The 18,266-nt window shown below is 57.4% G+C and carries 14 protein-coding genes and 2 pseudogenes; 6 read left to right on the top strand and 10 right to left on the bottom strand.

The genetic code is table 11. From position 1 onward, the window contains the following. Nucleotides 1-288: 288 nt before the first annotated feature. From ACMGFG_RS22555 to ACMGFG_RS22540, 4 genes are read left to right on the top strand one after another with little or no spacing between them, the layout of a single operon-like run. Nucleotides 289-795 (top strand): pre-peptidase C-terminal domain-containing protein, encoded by a 507-nt coding sequence (locus ACMGFG_RS22555; protein WP_436932539.1) that lies wholly within the window; start codon nucleotides 289-291, stop codon nucleotides 793-795. Nucleotides 796-798: 3 nt separating this feature from the next. Continuing rightward, entirely contained in the window at nucleotides 799-1,104 is a 306-nt protein-coding gene (locus tag ACMGFG_RS22550) for a hypothetical protein (RefSeq protein ID WP_436932538.1), read from the top strand. 21 nt (nucleotides 1,105-1,125) lie between these two features. Next, a complete protein-coding gene (locus tag ACMGFG_RS22545; RefSeq protein WP_436932537.1) occupies nucleotides 1,126-1,491 on the top strand; it encodes a hypothetical protein in 366 nt (121 codons plus the stop codon). A 60-nt stretch (nucleotides 1,492-1,551) separates the two neighbouring features. Further along, a complete protein-coding gene (locus ACMGFG_RS22540; protein WP_436932536.1) occupies nucleotides 1,552-2,826 on the top strand; it encodes a right-handed parallel beta-helix repeat-containing protein in 1,275 nt (424 codons plus the stop codon). A 238-nt stretch (nucleotides 2,827-3,064) separates the two neighbouring features. On the opposite strand, the gene ACMGFG_RS22535 is transcribed toward ACMGFG_RS22540, so the two are convergent. From ACMGFG_RS22535 to ACMGFG_RS22520, 4 genes are all read right to left on the bottom strand, one after another. Continuing rightward, a complete protein-coding gene (locus ACMGFG_RS22535; protein ID WP_436932535.1) occupies nucleotides 3,065-3,955 on the bottom strand; it encodes a hypothetical protein in 891 nt (296 codons plus the stop codon). Nucleotides 3,956-4,068: 113 nt separating this feature from the next. Continuing rightward, nucleotides 4,069-5,502 (bottom strand): oligosaccharide flippase family protein, encoded by a 1,434-nt coding sequence (locus ACMGFG_RS22530; protein WP_436932534.1) that lies wholly within the window; start codon nucleotides 5,500-5,502, stop codon nucleotides 4,069-4,071. Further along, nucleotides 5,499-6,602: a glycosyltransferase family 4 protein gene (locus tag ACMGFG_RS22525; RefSeq protein ID WP_436932533.1), complete on the bottom strand. Its 1,104-nt coding sequence runs from the start codon at nucleotides 6,600-6,602 to the stop codon at nucleotides 5,499-5,501. The genes ACMGFG_RS22530 and ACMGFG_RS22525 overlap by 4 nt, the downstream gene beginning before the upstream one ends. Nucleotides 6,603-6,723: 121 nt before the next feature. Then, nucleotides 6,724-8,547 carry a hypothetical protein gene (locus ACMGFG_RS22520; protein WP_436932532.1) on the bottom strand — a complete coding sequence of 608 codons (1,824 nt, stop codon included), beginning with the start codon at nucleotides 8,545-8,547 and terminating at the stop codon, nucleotides 6,724-6,726. A 598-nt stretch (nucleotides 8,548-9,145) separates the two neighbouring features. Between ACMGFG_RS22520 and ACMGFG_RS22515 the strand changes: the two genes are divergently transcribed. Further along, complete coding sequence (locus ACMGFG_RS22515; RefSeq protein ID WP_436932531.1) at nucleotides 9,146-9,934, top strand: class I SAM-dependent methyltransferase; 789 nt, start codon at nucleotides 9,146-9,148, stop codon at nucleotides 9,932-9,934. 2,393 nt (nucleotides 9,935-12,327) lie between these two features. Then, nucleotides 12,328-13,178, top strand: a pseudogene (locus ACMGFG_RS22510) (IS5 family transposase); the annotation flags it as partial. A gap of 337 nt (nucleotides 13,179-13,515) precedes the next feature. Here the strand turns inward: ACMGFG_RS22510 and ACMGFG_RS22505 are convergent. The 6 genes and pseudogenes from ACMGFG_RS22505 to ACMGFG_RS22480 all read right to left on the bottom strand — a co-directional run. After that, nucleotides 13,516-14,187, bottom strand: a complete 672-nt coding sequence (locus ACMGFG_RS22505; protein WP_436932530.1) for a DHHA1 domain-containing protein — start codon at nucleotides 14,185-14,187, stop codon at nucleotides 13,516-13,518. Beyond that, a complete protein-coding gene (locus ACMGFG_RS22500; RefSeq protein ID WP_436932529.1) occupies nucleotides 14,184-15,233 on the bottom strand; it encodes a GNAT family N-acetyltransferase in 1,050 nt (349 codons plus the stop codon). Before ACMGFG_RS22500 ends, ACMGFG_RS22505 begins: the two co-directional genes overlap by 4 nt. A 9-nt stretch (nucleotides 15,234-15,242) precedes the next feature. Next, nucleotides 15,243-15,617: a DUF8044 family membrane protein gene (locus ACMGFG_RS22495; protein ID WP_436932528.1), complete on the bottom strand. Its 375-nt coding sequence runs from the start codon at nucleotides 15,615-15,617 to the stop codon at nucleotides 15,243-15,245. Beyond that, on the bottom strand, nucleotides 15,614-16,630 hold the full coding sequence (locus ACMGFG_RS22490) for a polysaccharide deacetylase family protein (protein WP_436932527.1): 1,017 nt from the start codon (nucleotides 16,628-16,630) through the stop codon (nucleotides 15,614-15,616). The genes ACMGFG_RS22495 and ACMGFG_RS22490 overlap by 4 nt, the downstream gene beginning before the upstream one ends. Continuing rightward, nucleotides 16,623-17,993 carry a glycosyltransferase family 2 protein gene (locus ACMGFG_RS22485; protein ID WP_436932526.1) on the bottom strand — a complete coding sequence of 457 codons (1,371 nt, stop codon included), beginning with the start codon at nucleotides 17,991-17,993 and terminating at the stop codon, nucleotides 16,623-16,625. The genes ACMGFG_RS22490 and ACMGFG_RS22485 overlap by 8 nt, the downstream gene beginning before the upstream one ends. Nucleotides 17,994-18,170: 177 nt before the next feature. After that, a pseudogene (locus tag ACMGFG_RS22480) lies at nucleotides 18,171-18,266 on the bottom strand (IS5/IS1182 family transposase); the annotation flags it as partial.

Raw genomic sequence — 18,266 nt, 5'->3', positions numbered from 1 at the left:
ATCCTGCGATAAGCCATATTAATATAACCCTATCTTACGCGATAACGTGGAGCCGAACAACAGCAGTGGTAGGAGTAACGTACTATTGGTAAGTGGTCTATAATGACAGACAACGATACTAATTCGTCCGGGCTGGATCGGCGATCGTATCTAACTACAGCGGCCGGGCTGGCGTTGGCGTCGGCTGCCGGTTGTCTCGGGACCGGGCCCGCAGGCGATGAGACTCGCGTGCGCGTTCCGAATAAGATTGGCTACGGCGGCGTGGTACTGGCGACGAGTGCGTCATCAATGACCCTCACGACCAGTGACTCCGAGAGCGAGCCGAACGATACCCGAGCGACGGCGACGCCCATCCAGACGGGCGTGAACGTGAATGGGCGACTGAGCCCGGCGGAGGTAGACTGGTTCGCATTCGACGTTGCCGGCGGAGCGACGCTCACGGTCCAGTTGACAAAGAATGGAAAGGCGGGCGTCGTATCCCTTGTTGCCTACGATACCAGCGGGTCATTCGTCAACGAGGTGTACGTGTCGTCGGACGCACCGGTCGATTTAGAGTTCGTCGCCGCCGAGACGGGTACGTACTTCGTCCAGATCGTCGACGTTGAGTCGGGCAATGGTGCCTACGAACTGCGCGTCGACACCACGGGCGGCCAGAGGACTGCGACACCGACGCCAACACCCACTGCAACCGAGACGGCGACGCCCACGGCGACCTCCACCGAAACCGCGACTGCGGCGGACAGTGACTACGGTCTCCAGGGTTACGGCGAGTACGGCTACGGCGGAACCACGTGAACGATGACGGATAACCACGACTACAACACCCCCAGCGAGGGGACGACCAACTGGGATGTACCGCTCAACGACAACTTTCGACAGCTCGACGCCGACGTCGAAATCCGCGACATCAACGCCAACAAATCGGACTACCAGCCTAAGACAGGAGCCAAGTTCTTGGCGACAGACACCGGCGACGTCTACCTCGGAGACGGATCGAACTGGCAGCACATCGGCACTATCTCCAGACTAGACGGGAACATCTACGTTGCGAGCACGGAGCCGGCCGACCCCTCCGAGAACGACATCTGGATCGACACCAGCTGAATTGGTGACGGCTACATCTATATGACGGATAACCACGACTACAACACCCCCAGCGAGGGGATGACCAACTGGGATGTACCGCTCAACAACAACTTTCGACAGCTCGACGCCGATGTCGAAATCCGTGACACCGACGCCAACAGATCGGAGTACGCTCCCGACGCTAGCGCGAAATACCTCGCGACCGACACGGGCGCGATGTACGTGGGAGACGGGAGCCAGTGGATTCACGTCGGCGACATTCACGAAGTGGCAGGTGACGTCTACATCCAGAGCGCTGAACCGAGTTCGCCCGCGGCCGACGACATTTGGCTCGAGACTGGTGGGCCGAACCTGTCCGTCTACGACGGCTCGCGATGGCTGCCGGTGGCAGGGAGCGATCTGTAATGATCCGCAACAACACGGAAGTGCGACGGAACCAAATCCACGTGTGTGACGGAGGGGACCATGAGACTGCAGGGAAAGGCCACGCGTCGGCTGTACCTGCTGGGTCTGCTGTGCATGCTATCGGGGTCGGTGGAACTACAGGGAGACGAAATCATGACTGACTATTATATCGACGCGAACGGCGACGATTCGAATCCGGGCACCGAGAGCGAACCGTTCGCGACGTTCGCGCCGCTCGAGTACACCGGTCGCACGCCGCTGGGCGCGGGCGACCGCGTGTTCGTCAGCGGCGTCATCGAAGAGAACGGGACCGTCACGTTCTGGGCCCAACACGGGTCGGAGTCCGCACCGATCACCATCCGCTCACACCCGGACCAGCACGGCGTCGTGGACTTCTCGAACTTGAGCGATGGCCACGGTTTTAAGATCGGTAGCAGTTCGTGGTTCGAACTGCTGGATCTGGAAGTGCGCCACGCCCCAGACCACAACGTCCATCTTCAGGGCGGCACGTCGGACGTGCTGGTCGAGGGGCTGGACTCGCACGGGATGTCCCGCGTAGACGACTACGGGTCGGCACTCAACCTGAGCGACGCCCACAATGTGACGATCCGGGACTGTTATCTTCACGATAGCGGCCCGGACGGCGCGGGCAACTCCGATGGAGTCCACGTCGTCGGCGGGTCGTCGGACGTGCTGGTTGAGGACTGCGTGTTCGACCGCTGTTCCGACGACGGGATCGACCTCTGGGGTGCGGCAAACGGCACAGCGACAGTCCGCCGGTGTATCGCCACGCACAGTGGCTACGACGCGGACGGCAACGCGGTCGGCGATGGCAACGGCTTTAAAATGGGCGGCGGCGACGGGACCGGTGGCCACCGGTTCGAGCGGTGCGTTGCCTACGACAACGCCCAGCGCGGGTTCAACGACAACCTTACGACCGAGCCACAGACGGTCTACAACTGCACCGCGTGGAACAACGGGAGTGAGGGGTACCGACTCACAAGCGCGACCCACGAAGTACGTAACTGCATCTCGTGGGAGAACAATGGTGGGACCGGCATGTTCGACTCGGCCGACGACCAGTATAACTCGTGGAATCTAACCATCGACGACCCGCAGTTCCGCTCGATCGATCCGGCGAGCGAGGATTTCCTCCACCTCAGTAGTGACAGTCCCGCACGTGACGCCGGGACCGACGTAGGTCTGCTCTATACTGGTAGCGCGCCGGATCTCGGTGCCTACGAGTACAGCGCACCGTTACGGGTCTACACCGGTTCGAACTGGGAGCAGGCGGCCGCAAAGTACTACGATGGGAGCCAGTTCGTCCTCCTGTAACCGTCGGTTACCGGGAATCACGCCGCGCAGTCTGATCTGAACGATATCCTAGTTGATGTCGCGCGGTCTGCCCGTCACACGCGGGATGCCGTCCATCAGATGTGCCGCTCTCGCGATTTTCGGGACTGACGCCGGCTGAGACTTGTCTGTTGGTGGCTGACGGCAGTAATACGATAGATACCTGCTAATGACTGCTCGCAGATGTACCCGAATCTGCAACAGCCAGACCCCTTATTTGTCACGTGTACCCCAGATCCGCAAGTCGGTCTTCGACATCCGAATGTCCCATCGACTGCTCCCTGATCTCGCTAGGCGTCGTTTCCCGCCGCTGGTCGAATGGCACGATGAGCCACGGAACTGTAACGAGTTCCTTCATGAAACACCTGTTCGGGTGGCCGTATACCCCTCGTCTTCCCAGGGCATTCCCGTGATCCGAGGTGATCACCGTCTTCCCGGGCAACTGATCCACCAATTCTTCGACGTACGGTAACGTGACCTCCAGGTTCTCGACGTACGCTTCCCAGACCGTCTGCTGTGATAGCTGGCCCGCCTCCAACTTCTCCCAGACATTCCGTTCATCTCGTCTGTCGGTGATGATACCATCACCGGTTATCGTTCCTTGGTCGATCCGTTTTCCGCGGTCGCCAATGAACGGATAGTGAGGTTGGATGAAGTGAACGATGTGTCGCTTGTGGGGGTACTTTTCGGACACGTCGATTGCCGAGTCCCGTACGTCTCGTGGATGCACCGTGCGCAACGTTTCATCCCAGTTTGTCTCCCACAACCGAACACACTTTGCGAACTTCCGTTCAACCTTGCACTTTTGAACCTGTGGATTGGCAGATGTGTAAATCGTGTCCCAGTACGGACCATCTCGAAAGTTCGATCTTAGGAACTCCTGTGTGTGTGACCCTTGAGAAAGTTTCGTGGTTAAATCGCCATTGATAGTATTAACTGCTGAAAACATATCATAGCGGCATGCGTCAAGGATAATGAGATTGTCCCAGTCTGCGTCCATGACATCAATGCCAACCTTCCCCAAGAGCCGGCGATGGTACAGCCAGTGGAGTTCCTTAACCCCATCGTGTGGGTTCAGAATTCCCCTGCGGAGTTGTTCCAGTGAGTACATCTGAGAAGACTGACCTCTCGTTGGCACTTAGTTATATATAGAATACCCGATCGTACTGAGCGCGACTCTATTGGAGCCTAGCCACTCCTGTACACCGGTAAAACCCCACCGTCTCATTCCATGAATGTTGATTTGAACGCTTGGAGGTCGTGTACCGAGATCGTACCTAGAAAGAGTAAAGATGCAATATAAACACCCACTCCGATAATAGGAAAGAGGACAACTCGATCCACTACGCCCCCGACTGGCAATACCATTAGCACGACAACCATTACGGCCGTTCCTTGGACTGCGGCAGATACGATTCCTAAAGAGAACGATACCTGTATCGTACGAACGGCGTATACCGAGAGATAGACCGTGATCACGATCTGTGACGCAATGGTCGCCAGTACAGAACCCTGGATACCAATGAGGGGGATGAGGACAACGTTTAATACGATGTTGCACGCCGCGCTGGTAACAGTTATTACAGCGAGTTTTTGGTTTTCGTTGGCCGCGTTGACGAGATACCGTAGCGGTTCATCGAGGGCTTGAGACAGAAACCCTAATGAAAGAATAGGGACGTATAAGTAAGCCTTCGACGCGAGATCGGATGTCGACATTAATGTCAACAATGGGCGGCTGAGAATCGATAATCCCACGGCCGCCGGGATGCCGATCAATACCGTCCCGCGCAAGATAGAAGTGTACAGTGACCGTAATTCAGTCTTGTTATCTCTTTCCCAAGCGGAGATTACAGTGGGGTACAGTGTTGAGTTAAGAGGCGCTGTGAGATTGCCGAGCTGGCTCGCCAGGGAGTAGGCAACCGCGTAGACAGCGACGTGGTTCGGGGTGAGGAAGTACAGCAGGAGGAGCTTGTCGGCGTCAGTCAACAACTTTGAGCCGACTCCTTTGGGGACCATCGGGAGGCTGTAGGTCAGGTAGGTTCGAAAGTTCGACGGGGACGGCAGGCCGCGCACGGGACGGTATCCGACGAGGATGGTCAGCGAGAGCAGCGCAATGACTGCAAACACCGACCAGAGTGCGAGAGTGAGGCTCTCATAGATATAGATGGAAACGGCGATACCGACGATCTCCCCAATCAGTCGGAGACCGACGAGCAGTTCATAAATTTTCACGTGTTCTACAGATCTGGGATAGTTAAAAATCGGCTTTGAGACCACGGTTATTGCGACGAGCGACACGACTGGAGCGAATAAGTCGTCGGCACCGTCGACAAGCGAGGAGAGTGGTACAATCGAACCGAGACCAACGAGACCGGCTGTCACGAGGGTCGCGGCCCCGAGAGCGAGACACAGAACATCGGCAAACACCGTCTCGGAGTACGCGTCTTTCGGTCTGTAACGTATCAGCGCGCCATGGAGGTGGAGCGCTCCTATCGATCCGACCAAGCTCACGACCGCGAAGGCACTCACCCACGCGGCGTACGCCTCCGCGTTCAGCTCGTTGGTGATGATGGCGATGACGGCGATTCCCCGAACGATCGACAGGACGGTCCGCAGGCCCGAAACCGCGGAGTCTGTGGCGACCTTGCGAAGGTTCATGCCTTGAGGGTTTCTCCGTAGCGCCGAGCGACGCACGACATGCGGAGTTCGGACTCGAAGAACTCGCGAGCCCGCGAGCCCATCGCCGCCCTGTATCTCTCGTCAGTCGCTAGCCTCTCGACGAGGTCGGCGAGTCGATCGAACTCGCCGTCAGCGTAACCGCCCAGTTCGGCATCTCTGGCGAATCGGTTCGGGTTCACGTCCAGGCTCACGACCGGGGTCGCGTACCGCCAGGCCTCCAGAAACGTGTTCGGGAACCCCTCGTAGACCGACGTGTTGACGAGCGCGATGGCCTGCTCGTAATAGTCGTGGATCTCGTCGGGATGGACACGACCGAGACGGGTGACGTTGTCGAGATCACTGGCCCGTTGTCTGACCCGGTCGTGGTACCCGTTGTCCGGTCCGGAGCCGATCAGTAGGAACCGGGAATCGGGAAACCGACCGGCCAAGTCGAGATACAGGTCGGGGCGCTTTTGCTCCCGGTCGATAGATCCCACCCAGAGGAAGTGCATCCGCCGGTCGTGGGCCTGGATGGACTCGACGGCGGGGTAACCGTTCGGGACAACGGTTGAGGACGCGACGTTGAAACGATCCTCAAGCAGCGATGCCTGTCGTTCACTCTGTGCGATGACGGTCTCGCTGTCCCGCAGCGCTTGACGAAAGAGGACAGAGAGCGGGAGCGGTAGATCCTCCGCGCGTCCGAGCAGGTTGTCGTCATTGGCGACATTGTAGATCCAGGGCGTGTTGAGCGCGCGGGAAAGCAGGTACACGACTGCGGCAACGTCCGGATTCCCACGGTGGACGAAGACGTCGGGATCGACCCGTCGCATGGCTGCGAATAGACGAGGCACCTGAAAGAGGCGAGCGACCGCCGGTGGGTCGGTCCGCGGCGTGTGCCCACGGTGGAGCGTCACGCCGTCGGTCCGCACGGTCTTCGGCTGGCCGTAGTCCCCGACGACGAAGTGAACATCGAACCGGTCGCTGAGCTCATGTGCGAGCAAGTAGAGTTGGCGCTGTGCGCCACCGCCCGTGAACGCCTCGCCCGGGTAGTAGTACCCGTACACCGTCGGACAGACGAAACAGATTCGGCGCCCGGTCATCGTCGGTAATTCCAGCACCGTTCGGCATCGGCGCTTGGTTGGCCTGGCGTGCCAGTACGAGTTCGGGCCCAGGTTCTGGCTCGGGTGACCCCCATGAGAGCCGGCGGTAGTTCCACGACCGTCACCGGTCGTCCACCTCCCGTGCGGGATTGACGTCCCAGACGGAGAACCCGCCGTTGGTGTACACACGGCCAGCGGTGTGATCTCGCTGGAGACGATCGAGCGCCGACCGGTCGTAGACGAACAGGGCGCGTCGCTGCTCAGGGGTGAAATAGGATGCGCGGTAGTACTCGCGGTCATAGGCCTGGGTCACGAGGTAGGCCCGGCTGAATGTTCGTCCGGCAGTGTCGTTGCGGTCGTATCCGAGGTGTCTCGGTATCGTTGACCCCTCATTGAAGGCGGGCGGATGTCCGGGGACCGACCGGTTGCCGGTGACGTACCACTGCGTCTTTGGGTGCAGGGAGTGAGCGTGGACTTCGACAGACGGATCGTTGTGCGATAGGAGGAATTCGACACCTTCGTACTCGGCATGGGTCATCTGCTTGTTCGGCCAGTAGGTCGTCCCGGCGAAACTCCCGAGGAGGGCGGCCATCAGGACACAGACCACTACGACAGGGAGAATGAGCGCCCGCCCCGAGACGCTGATCGACTGACCCTCGCGTCGCCACGGGAGACTCGCACGGGCGAGGAGCAACCCTACCAGCAACACGGCACCGAAAACGAAGTACCGTGAGACGCGAACTGGGTCGAACGCGATGAGGTACGTCACGAGAAAGAGCACCGCGAGACTGCCACCGATCGCGTACTGTAGCGTGGCGTACGTCTCCGGGTAGCGCTGGTCGTGACGGGAGACTCGGTAGAGAACTGTGAGCGAATACAGCCCCCCGATACCGAGGACGAGGAATATCATCCCGTACTTCGCAGTTGTCCGCTGGAACAACTGTAGAATCGTGAAGTCGGCCGTCGCTGCCTGCTGTGTCTGTGCAGTCATAGGTGTCTGGTGGCCCCGGGAGAACGCCCCTACTACCTTCGAGACGGCCATCGAGGTCCGGTCGAAGGAACTGTACCACCACACTATCACGACAGCGGAAAGCGGCGCGAGACGAGTGGACACCGACCAGGTCTTGCCCCGCTCGTACCAGTCGTAGGCCCGGCCGAAGAGGACAGTACTGACGACGAGGATCACCAGAAACACCGCCGTCACCGGGTGGAAGAAAGCGATTCCGACACCTAGAACGACGTACGACAGCCGGTATCGCGGGTCGTCGGTCTGTCGGGTCCGTTCAAGGAGAAACACCACAAGCGGAAACAGGAGAAGCGACTGGAGGAAAGGGAGGATCTGGATTTGTTGGTACGTGAATACGAGGGGCGTGGCTGCACAGAGACCTCCGCCGATAACGTACCGGCGGCCGATGAACGTCCGGACCAAGATCCCAACCGAGCCGACGAACAGGAGGGTAAAGACCAGTGGCAGGAGATGTCTGCTGATCGTGAGTGGGACGCCAAGCATCGATAGTTCGGCCACTACGAGATGTTCTAGCGGGTAGAACACGTCAATCGACTCGGTGGCTAGCCCGGCCTTGACGGTTCCGAGATGGGCGATCGTGTCCGATCCACCGCGACCGTACAGCCTGTAGCCCCGATGGACAGGTAGAAAAAAAAAGACCGCATAGAACGCAGCGAGGAGACCGAAGGCGTAACGCCAGTGTGAGCTTCCCGCTACGGCTGAGACGGCAAAAACTGTTACGACGACGGTGAGACCGACCGCGAACGACAGCCAAAACAGCGGTGGATACGCGTTGACGAGCGATGTCTCGTAGGTAGTGGCCGGGGGGACAAGCGCGAGAAACAAGCAGGTTACCGCTAGTGAGAGAGCCCCCACAGCGAGAAGGATATTTTGAGTCTCACCATTCCTGTTTCTGTCCCCAATCTGTCGTCCGATCACATCCGCCCTGTCCGGACCGCCCTCCATTAGTATGAACCGTCTACCCGAATGATCCGATCCCTGGCGACATCTCCCTATGTCTCTCGCCGTCCTTTCCGGACGCGTTTGCACGAGACCTTGAGCCCCGGAAACCCGCCGTCGATGAGGGAGTGATTAGAGTACCACCCCGACGAGACAGACGAAAACTGGACATTCCGATTTAAGAGATGGAGAACACAGCGCATCCAGCACGACTCCGGCTATCTCGATCTGGTCAGCGGCGTTGAAATTCGAGTATGTCGTCCAACAGAGACTTAATCTGGAGCTATCGGGTGCCACCGGATGGTGTGCCACTTTATAACAATTGTTCTTTGTAGAATACACGTCGTTAAATGGGTATCGCGGCCAAAATGAGAGAAGGAGGGGAGACTGAGGGCGCAACAGACGTGTCGTCAGGCCGATCCCGAAAAGTGCGAATAGGGAACCATTCGACCACGTCGCGCTCCTGGCGATTGAACGTGGGGATGCGGATGTCTGTCGGAGTCTGGGGATGTTCGCAGGAGAGAGCGCGGTCGAACTTATCTTATCAAATAAACCATCCTCATTAATGACTGATCCCATGAGAACAGCAGAACTGGCTACCGAGGGGATCAAAAACCCCATCAGGGCAGTACGCTATGTCCTTCGACAGTGTTATCGAAAGTATATCGGACGGGTGCTAAAAAAGTGGGCACGTAACCACCACGTGCGTGCACAAGACTACTTGCGAGAGGCTGACGAGGCGCTGTGGCTGGAAACGATGTCGTACTTGGACAAATTAGAATCGGACTTACAGACCGAGTACGGGAACGAGGTCTACACGTCTGACTTGCATGATCGTATAGAGGAAGGTGCAGGAGGAGCCGCTCACGATATTTTGTATTTTTATACGCGATACCTAGAACCGACGACGGTACTAGAGACGGGCGTCGCCGCTGGGTGGTCCTCACGTGTCATTACCGACGGGCTGTACAAAAACAGCGAGGGAAAACTGTATAGTAACGATCTACCGTACCCCGAATCAGCACTTCGGCCGTCAGAGGACCAGATCGGTATCCTCGTAGACGACGAAAAACGTGATATCTGGGAGTTATCCATTGGTCCGGACCGGGAGAATCTCCCCGAGATCATTTCGTCAGTCGACTCGATAGACCTTTTTCATTACGATTCCGACAAAAGCTATGGAGGACGAGAATTCGCCCTGTCGATCGTACGATCGAAACTACATGAGAACTCCGTCATTATTATGGATGATATTTTCGATAATATGTTCTTCAAAGAGTTCGTGGAGTCACGCGATGTCGACTACGCTATAATACAGTCCGCAAGAAAGGAGAAATCTGTTGGAGTGATCCGTGGGGTGTGGTGACATTAACAAGTATACCGTGTCGGTGATCGGATCGGAGGTGGTTTCAGGGGAGATGCTAGACGCCGGGCACCGGTCATGTGTAGGTGGGCATATCCTCACGACGAGTGCGAAGACACCGATGATGATTACCGCGTCGACGGACGGCAAGTGACCCGAACACCGATGGCCACGATCGGGCGGTCGGGACGGATGACTACCACACTGCGGACCGACGGCCGTTTAGGGTTTAATCTAACCTGCTCGACGAGGTAGAGCTGGCCGTGGCTGATCGAGTGTTCATGGACAGGATAGCCAGCACATCCTCAAAGCGCCCATTGGCCAGAGGATTACGTACGTTGTATCAAAGCAGATGCAGACCAGCGAGAAAGCCCAGGCCGAACGATTCTTCAGTGAGACCAAGACCGCTACGTCACAGAGCGAAACTTCATCTTGAGAACGTCAAGTGGCACGAAACGACCGTATCTTACGACGTTTGGAGTTACAGTCAAGATGCCTCCGTGGAGTGCCGTTGGTTGTATCAAATATATTGGTAGTATATCTACTAGCAATACATACGCTGCTACGCTAGCCATTGAGATGGAGACAACGCTCATCCTTGGGGTGGACCCCGAGTTCGGCCACTTGTCTGAGGTCATTGACTTGCATCAAAGCCGAGAAGAGACAGTCTGACACTGCTCTAGACACTTTTTCCTCCACTTCAACTATTCGCGATCAGAGAGGTCAACGGGTCGCTCCGCAGGTTCATCTGGGTCGTCAGCCCACCGCTGGTCGCGCCCCTCATGATGTTCGGCGGTGTAACTGCGCTCCGGTATACCGTTGTTTGGTCCGCGACCCCAGTCGATCTCACACTCTTGGCCGGCGCCGGTGTTATCATTTATGACTCGTGTATATCACTTTCCATCGACTTGTGATATATGGCACAGTAACCACGCTATACTCGGTCCGTTAGGCTATATGAGCTGACCGGATCGGTCACCAGTTGCAGACCCTGAACTGGGTGGTCCAGGCGGCCGTTGCGGGTGGCGAACGCTGGGTAGTGCCGCAGCCGTTTTTGCAGTTAGGATCACTCATGGAGGCGTCCTTGCCCTTCTGGCGGCGAAACTGGCAATCAGGATCCGATAGGACTCCAAATATCACGGACGATCCAACAGATCTCCCTGGTCTGTGCCGAAGATACGCTTCTATGTACTGGCAGGAGGACCGAGTTAGCGGTATGGGTGGCGGTGGGACACTGCTCTCGTGGTGCCAGCGAGTATAGTTAAAGCGTGAATACTCGACGCCGCATTGCGGGAGTTTCCGGCAGACGGCATCACGACGGTAGTTCGGACAAGCATCGCGTAGCGGAAGACGAGTGGTTGACAGCCATTGGTGGTTGAGCGGACTCTTCAGCAAGAAATTGGTAGCATATGAGTGTCGACTCGGGCAACTTGTGACGGTTCATCGAGTTAGTCGAACTACTGCCGGAGCATTCGCTGCGCGGTCTGTGAGTCATCGTTTTCTACCCGTCCACAAGCCTCTGACGTGGATCAGAACAGCGGGTCCAGCACACATGTCTGGACCGCTTGACACAACGTGACAGGAAATGCCTTGAACGCCTGTGCTACCACTATTGCGCCGGCGAGTTTAAGCAATGGCGTGGTTCAAGCGGTCCCAGCGTAGCCGTTACGTTGTTGTTACAGAGCAAGAGTACGCCCTTGTACGAGATGGCTTCATTGGAGACGCGGAAAATAAAAAATCAGTAGTCGCTTCGGCGCCCGACATTGTGATAAATGCAAAGCGTCCCGAGTCCCAGTATCGCGTCCTTGACAATGATGAGGTGTTCTCTCGTGCTAACACAGCGACCGCATCCATAAGACACGGATGCCCAATTGGTAGAGGGAGATGACCGCTGCGATGCCCTCGGTGAGATTCTAGACCTCGTATTCAACATCAGGGGCGGGTTCTGGAAGTCACGTCGACGGACATCGGCGTCGCGATAGAGGCGACGGCACTCTAAACCGAGTGGCAGGCATATGCAGACACCAGGTCTCGTCGGATGTGCCAGAGTTCGCGTCTCGAACCGTGTGTCTGACGATGTGTGGCCGCTCGGGAACTTGCTGTCGTTTTCGAACGCTATCTATCGTACTCTTGGGTACTAGGATTGTTGGTCCGCTCGCAGCAGTAGCTGGAAGTCACAGCGGGCAAGGGTGGCGCAATACGCCACTCGACGAAGCATAATACCACTCAAGGAGTTCGTCTAGGAGTGTCGAGCCGCGAATCTACTGGCATAGATTCGCTGGCGCGACGGTAGATCTCGCCACACTGCGGCGTCTCCCAATACAGACTTTTATCCTACTTTAGAGGGGCATATTTAGAAGCTAGTAAGGGCGGCTAAATGTCTAACTTACTAGGAAGTGAAGCGGGAAGACGAGTTTGTGTATAGCAAACTTGCCCGCTTCACTGATCGGGTTGTCTCGCTTGCTCAAAAAGCCGTGTCGGCGAGCCGGATCCAACGTTCCAAGAAGGGGAAGACGGCTACGCAGATTGAGTGATCGTGACGATTCATGGCCTCCGCGGGTATCTTGATCACACGTATCGGCAACTGCTGAACGTGCTGCATGAGATGTATGTAATTATCGACAGACTTGGCCTAACGGTGGCTGATCTGCCTGATTTTACGACCGTGTGTACGCGCAAGCAAGATCTCGAAATGCGGGTCTGGCGCGTCTTGCTGCGGTTGTCGGTGGAGTTATACGATCTTGGCGATATTCCGGTTATTTACACAACCGGCATGGATCGGATAGCTGCCAACCAATACTACGCAAAACGGACGAAGTACACGTTCGAGGCGGTGAAAACGATGCTTCTCAGTGATTGTGAAACTGATACGATCCTCGATATACATTGATCGATGAAACAACCGCACGATTCTAGGATCGGCCGGCAGATAGTCAAGCGCAATCTCGACAAACTGAATATTCCTACCGCCGACAAAGGCTACGACTGGTGGCTGCTTCGCCAAAGACTCCGTGCAGAAGACGTGAAACCGGTGATAATACACCGCGAATCCGGTTGGCACGGCATCGTAAACAACTTGTTTCAGGTTGATACGATCTGCCATCAACGCTCGAACGCCGAATCCATATTTTTCGCGCTGCGCCGCAAATACGGCGAAATCGTTCGTGCGCGAACCTGGTTCGGTCAGTTCCGCGAACTCGTCCTGAAATGCGCCGTCAAAAACATCGAACTCAGCGTCAGCCACTCACAACCGCGAAGTCACGCGTCTAAACAAGGCCCTTTAGAGCGTTCTAACTATACCGTCGCAAACCGAACGAGGACGCACTCAGAACCATCTCGAAACCGCTCTATGATACTACCAACGATCGCTTACCCATGAGCGATCTATCAACACACGGGCTCGATGATTACCTTTCCTTTCTCTTTCGCCGGTCACAGCAATCCGGAGCGCCTGTCCGGTTTCCGGCCCCAACGTCAGCAATGTCGGACACGTTGACGGCCTACGGCGTCGCCAGACCCGGTCAGCCCTCACTTTCAGTCTCTTGGTCGGCGTGACCGACCTCCGCCGACCCGCCATCCATGTTCTATCCGGCCGGCTGGGAGTGGAGGTCCGGGCAGTAGCCGTCGACCCGGTCGCACAAACGGTCCGCGTCCGGCACGCTGCCGCCTGCGAACGCCGCCGTCCCGCCGGCGTTGCCGTCTTCTTCCGTCGCAATCGTCGTCGCGATGTCGTCGGCGCTAACGCCGAACCGTTCGGTCAGGTCCTCACTCACCCCGACAGCGAACGTGTCGTCCGACCGAGCGACAGCGACTACCACCTCCCGGTCGGCGTCCTGTGCATGGTTGGCAAACGCGCGTGCATCGTCGTAGGTCGACCTACCGAGGTCAATGGTGACGACATGCGGGCGGTCTGTCTCAATACTGCTCCGGGTCAACGCCTCCCAGTACGACGAAACCCATTCCGTCCGGAGTTTCTTGACGTTCGTTCGGAGTTCACGCCGTTTCTCGTCAAGCATCTCTACTGTCTCCGGGAGGTCTTCCGGCGTCGTGTCTGCTTTCTCGGCGGCCCGATTGAGCAGTGACATCTGTCTAGAATCGACCACGTCTCTGTCGGCGTCGTTAGTCACCGCTCGTTGATCCCACTCATGGCTCGTTTCAAGCCCACTCTCGACGGTCCGCAGCCGCCGCCACCAGTACCCGTTCGTCACTGCGATGGCGAAGGCGGCCCCGAGCGCGACTAGCTTCGCGGTGTTCATTCGTGGATCCTCCGTTTCAGTTCCGGTCCGACCGCCGGATGTGTGATCACCGGGCTCAACATGCGGGTGATTGGGGCGAGCCGCTTGTACCCGGACACGTCCGCCCGTCCGACGTGACGCGACGGCGTGACGAAACTTACGAGCCGGAACGTAGTCCCGCCGAACTGTGACTTGAACTGGTCAACGCCCGACCCCGGTTCCGACCGTCCGAAGTCGATGACGCGGCAGTCTGTCTCGCAGGCCTTCTCGACAGCCGACGCGTACAGCAACGCGTTGTAGGAAGGGGCGCCCGACTGTCTCACCGCCGCATTGCTCAAGATGTACCGCCCGTCGCCCCCGGTGAGCACGATGAGTCCGCCAACCGTTTCACCGTCTATAGTCGCGGTGTAGTAGTGGAAGTCAGCCCCGAACGCGTCTCGGAGCGATTCGAAGAACCCTGCCGGGAACTGGGGACTCCCGAGTCGCTGCATCGTCTCGACGTAGACGGGGTAGTACGCCGCAACGTCGTCGCTCTGCTCGATAATAGCGTCGACCTCCCCCTTACGGTCGACCGTCCGGCGAAGCGAGTCGTCAAACACATCCTCCAGGAGCCGGTCGAACTCAACCGACACATCCAGCCGATGTGTGATACCGGTCTCGACGCCACCGTATCCGGCCGCACTATAACCTGCCACGCCCGAGAACGGGCAGTCTTTGATGATGGCCACACGGGTGCCTCCGACGTTGCCCCCGACTGCTTCGAGTACCTCGCGCGGGTCGACACCGGATGCTACCAAGGGGAAGCCGTATTCGCAGAACGGGTTCTTGAGACTTGTACCGACCGTCTCAGGGAGTTTGAACCCGGGAATCGCTCCGACCACGCTCCCCTCTGCGTCGGTTACGAGTCGGTATGCTGGGTCGTAACTGAACGTCTCCTTGATGGCCTGTTTCCAGGCCAGCGTATGGTACGGTGTCGCGTGGTCGTGCGCAGCGACGAACTCTGTCCAGCGGGAGTCGCATCCTGTATCGTCGAGGAGGTCGACGCTGTAACGGGTGGATGACGTCATTTTCTAGTATTATCCGGCTGTTATGAGCGCTAGCACATCGTTATAGATGAAGTACCCGAACACGAGATACCCGACACGGGCACTCCAGCTGAGCACACTCTGTTTCTCTGCTGTTGGGTCGTTGGTCGTAGTGACTTCGACTAGGATCAATTGTCCGACAAACACCCCGATGAAAAGTGACTGGGCAGTGAACATTCCCGAGACAAGCAGGTAGGCGCCGACGAGAATAGCCCAACTGCCGAGCAATAGGACGAATTCGAACAGTTCGACGCCGTCACCTTCCTGCTGTGGCCGACTGTTCACAGTCGGCATCCACAGATCAAGGCTTTTGTCGTGACCGGTTATCGAACTTGACGAGTCGGTCGTCTCATCAGAACGTGTCATATTTGTGTTCTCCTCTCGTGAGAATCTGTCTCGCGAAAACCGTCAGCTTCTACAGTCGCGACTGCCGCCTCCGCCGTGTCGAAGGCGAAGGAGTCGAGTATCGTTCCCAGTTTCTCCCCTAATCCATCGATCCCGTGAAAACTGACGAACCGCTTGTGCCATGGGAGGCCGGTCGTCGGAACGTCTGGATTAAACTCCCAAGGGTGGAAGTACAGTATCGCCGGAGCGCCTCGCCGGTTGAGGTTTCGTATTCCGGCTTCAAGTAACTCTCGGGGTAGCACGCGTCCGTAGAAACCGCCAGCAACCGGCAGCCTGAACCAGGGATGGAAGACGGCAGCCGGGAGTTCGACTAGGCTCGCGCTCGTCCCCGACCGGCCGTCGCAGCTCGTGAATGGCTGCTCGGGGTGGAACCGATATGGCCGGACTGGTGCGCTGCTAACCCCGTACATCGGCGTCTGGATGGGAAAGATGCTCGCGTCGTATGCGAAACCGGCGGCCGCGAGCGTCTGAGCTGCCCAGGCGGTCGTCGGTTCCAGCGAGAAATTAGGCGCACGGAATCCCTCAGGGCTGGTCCCTGTCACTCGCTCGATAGCATCACTACTCCGTTTGAGTTCCGCTTTGAATGTCCGCCGGTCGAGGTCGGAAAGCGGCGTGTGTGTATCACCGTGCGAGGCAACTTCGTGACCTTTGTCCGCGATGCGCCCGATCAATCCGGGGTACTCCCGGGCGATCTCTCCAACGGTGAAAAACGTCGCCGTGACGTTATGGGCATCGAGAATCTCGAGGACACGTCGAACCGACTCTTCAATGCGATCGTCTGGGGACGTGATGTGTTCGCTGATGAGCGTCGCTGAGTGCCAGTGCTCGAGGTCGAACGAGAGGACATTTGTGACCGTCTCGTCGAATGCAGGCGTCGAGTGACGGTGCCTGTCAGTGCGGTTGGCGCTCGAGTGCTGTTGCTCGCCGGAACAGTCGGATTCCCCTTTCGGGGCACCTATTGTCCAGTCATCCATCGGTCGTCCCCGGAGTTGCGTCGTAGTGTCCGTTCATGATGTGGAGTGAGTGGAGAATGAGCGAAGTGACACAGGCGACTGTCCCCAGGAGGAACGAAACGATGGCGACGAGTATCGGGGCCGTCGAAACCGTTCCGGTTGAGAGTAGTGGTGAGATGATCCAGTAGGAGATAGTAAGACTGAACAACATTATTCCGAACCCAGGGATGCCGATGAACGTGAGCGGCCGGCGCGATTCGATCTTCTTCAGGATATTGCTTACCAGAACGAAACCGTGTGAGATGGGCGCGTGGGTACTTCCATCTACCACGTCGTAGTCAATCTCAGTTCCGATCTCGGCGATCCTGTAGTTGTGACTTATGGCGTGGTCGAGGATATCGGTACTCGCAGCCATTCCATCGTTGAGGCTCTCATCGCGGGCGAGCGTCTGGATCGCTTGCTTGCTGTACACGCGAAACCCACTCTGTGTGTCACTGATCCACTCCCCCCGAGGGAGGATTCCGAGACTGAGGTTAGTTAGTCCGTTCACGACCTTGAGGCCGGTACGGCGATAGCTCGGCATGTCCGTCCGCACGTCGTTCCCGAACCGGTTGCCGATTACGAGGTCGGCCTCTTGTGTTCGCTGGAATTCAACTAATCGGGGGATGTCGTCAGGGTCATGTTGATCATCTCCGTCAAGGACGACCAGTTGCTTTGCTTCTCGTCGCATCGCCTCGCGGAAGAGTGTCTGTAATGCCGCCCCGTAGCCCTTGTTGGTCTCATGACGGAGAACCGTCGCCCCGGCCTCCGAAGCTCTTCTAGATGTGTCGTCTTCGCTCCCGTCGTCGATGACAATCACAGTATCAGAATACTGACTAGAACCACTGACGACGTTCTGGACTGTTTCCTCTTCGTTGTATACCGGTATCCCCACAATCAGGTGACTCTCCTGTTTAGACGGTGGGTATCTCGCCGTCACTGGCTGCATGATCGAGGTCTGAGACTCGGTGATGCGGACATTCGTCCGCTCGTAGTCGATGTACTCCTCTGGGTCTTCGTGGAAAATGAGTCCCGGATGTCCTTCTTTGCGCGCCGCATCGAGCAGCATCGAGAGCAACACGAGGTTGTCAGTCCGTGAGTTCGGTTGAACGACATGGACGTTGAACTGGCACAAGGTGTTGAGGAAGCTCCTGTCGGGGTCGCTTTGATAGGTGAGAAACACCGCATGTCCATGTGCGGCCGCCCGAAGTACAACACGTGTCACTGCATCCTCATTGTTCCTTCGTAGGATTAGGCCCACCGCTGGTTGCTCATTACGAGGGTCGACACGAAACGTCTCTTCCCGCACCTCATCCACGTCCCCCACAATATTTCCCGAACTCATAGTGCGAAGAGGACCTATCCCAGAGTATTTGTTATATTCAACTTGACTGAATTGCCGTTCTTGTAACTCGTTCCTAAACTTTTTCCGGACCCTCCGATGCCGACGATACCGCTTCTTAAGCCAGATCACGCACAGTCCGGAACACAGAAATTAAGGGCCCTGTTTAGACGCGTGATTTCACGGTGATGAGTGGCTAACGCTAAGTTCGATGTTTCTGACAGCGCATTTCAGGACGAGTTCGCGGAACTGACCGAACCAGGTTCGAGCACGAAC

Source organism: Halosimplex halobium, from assembly GCF_051414055.1.
GTDB classification, from domain to species: Archaea; Halobacteriota; Halobacteria; order Halobacteriales; family Haloarculaceae; genus Halosimplex; species Halosimplex halobium.
Note: the sequence above shows the minus strand (reverse complement) of the source record. Positions and strands in the feature narration are given on the sequence as shown.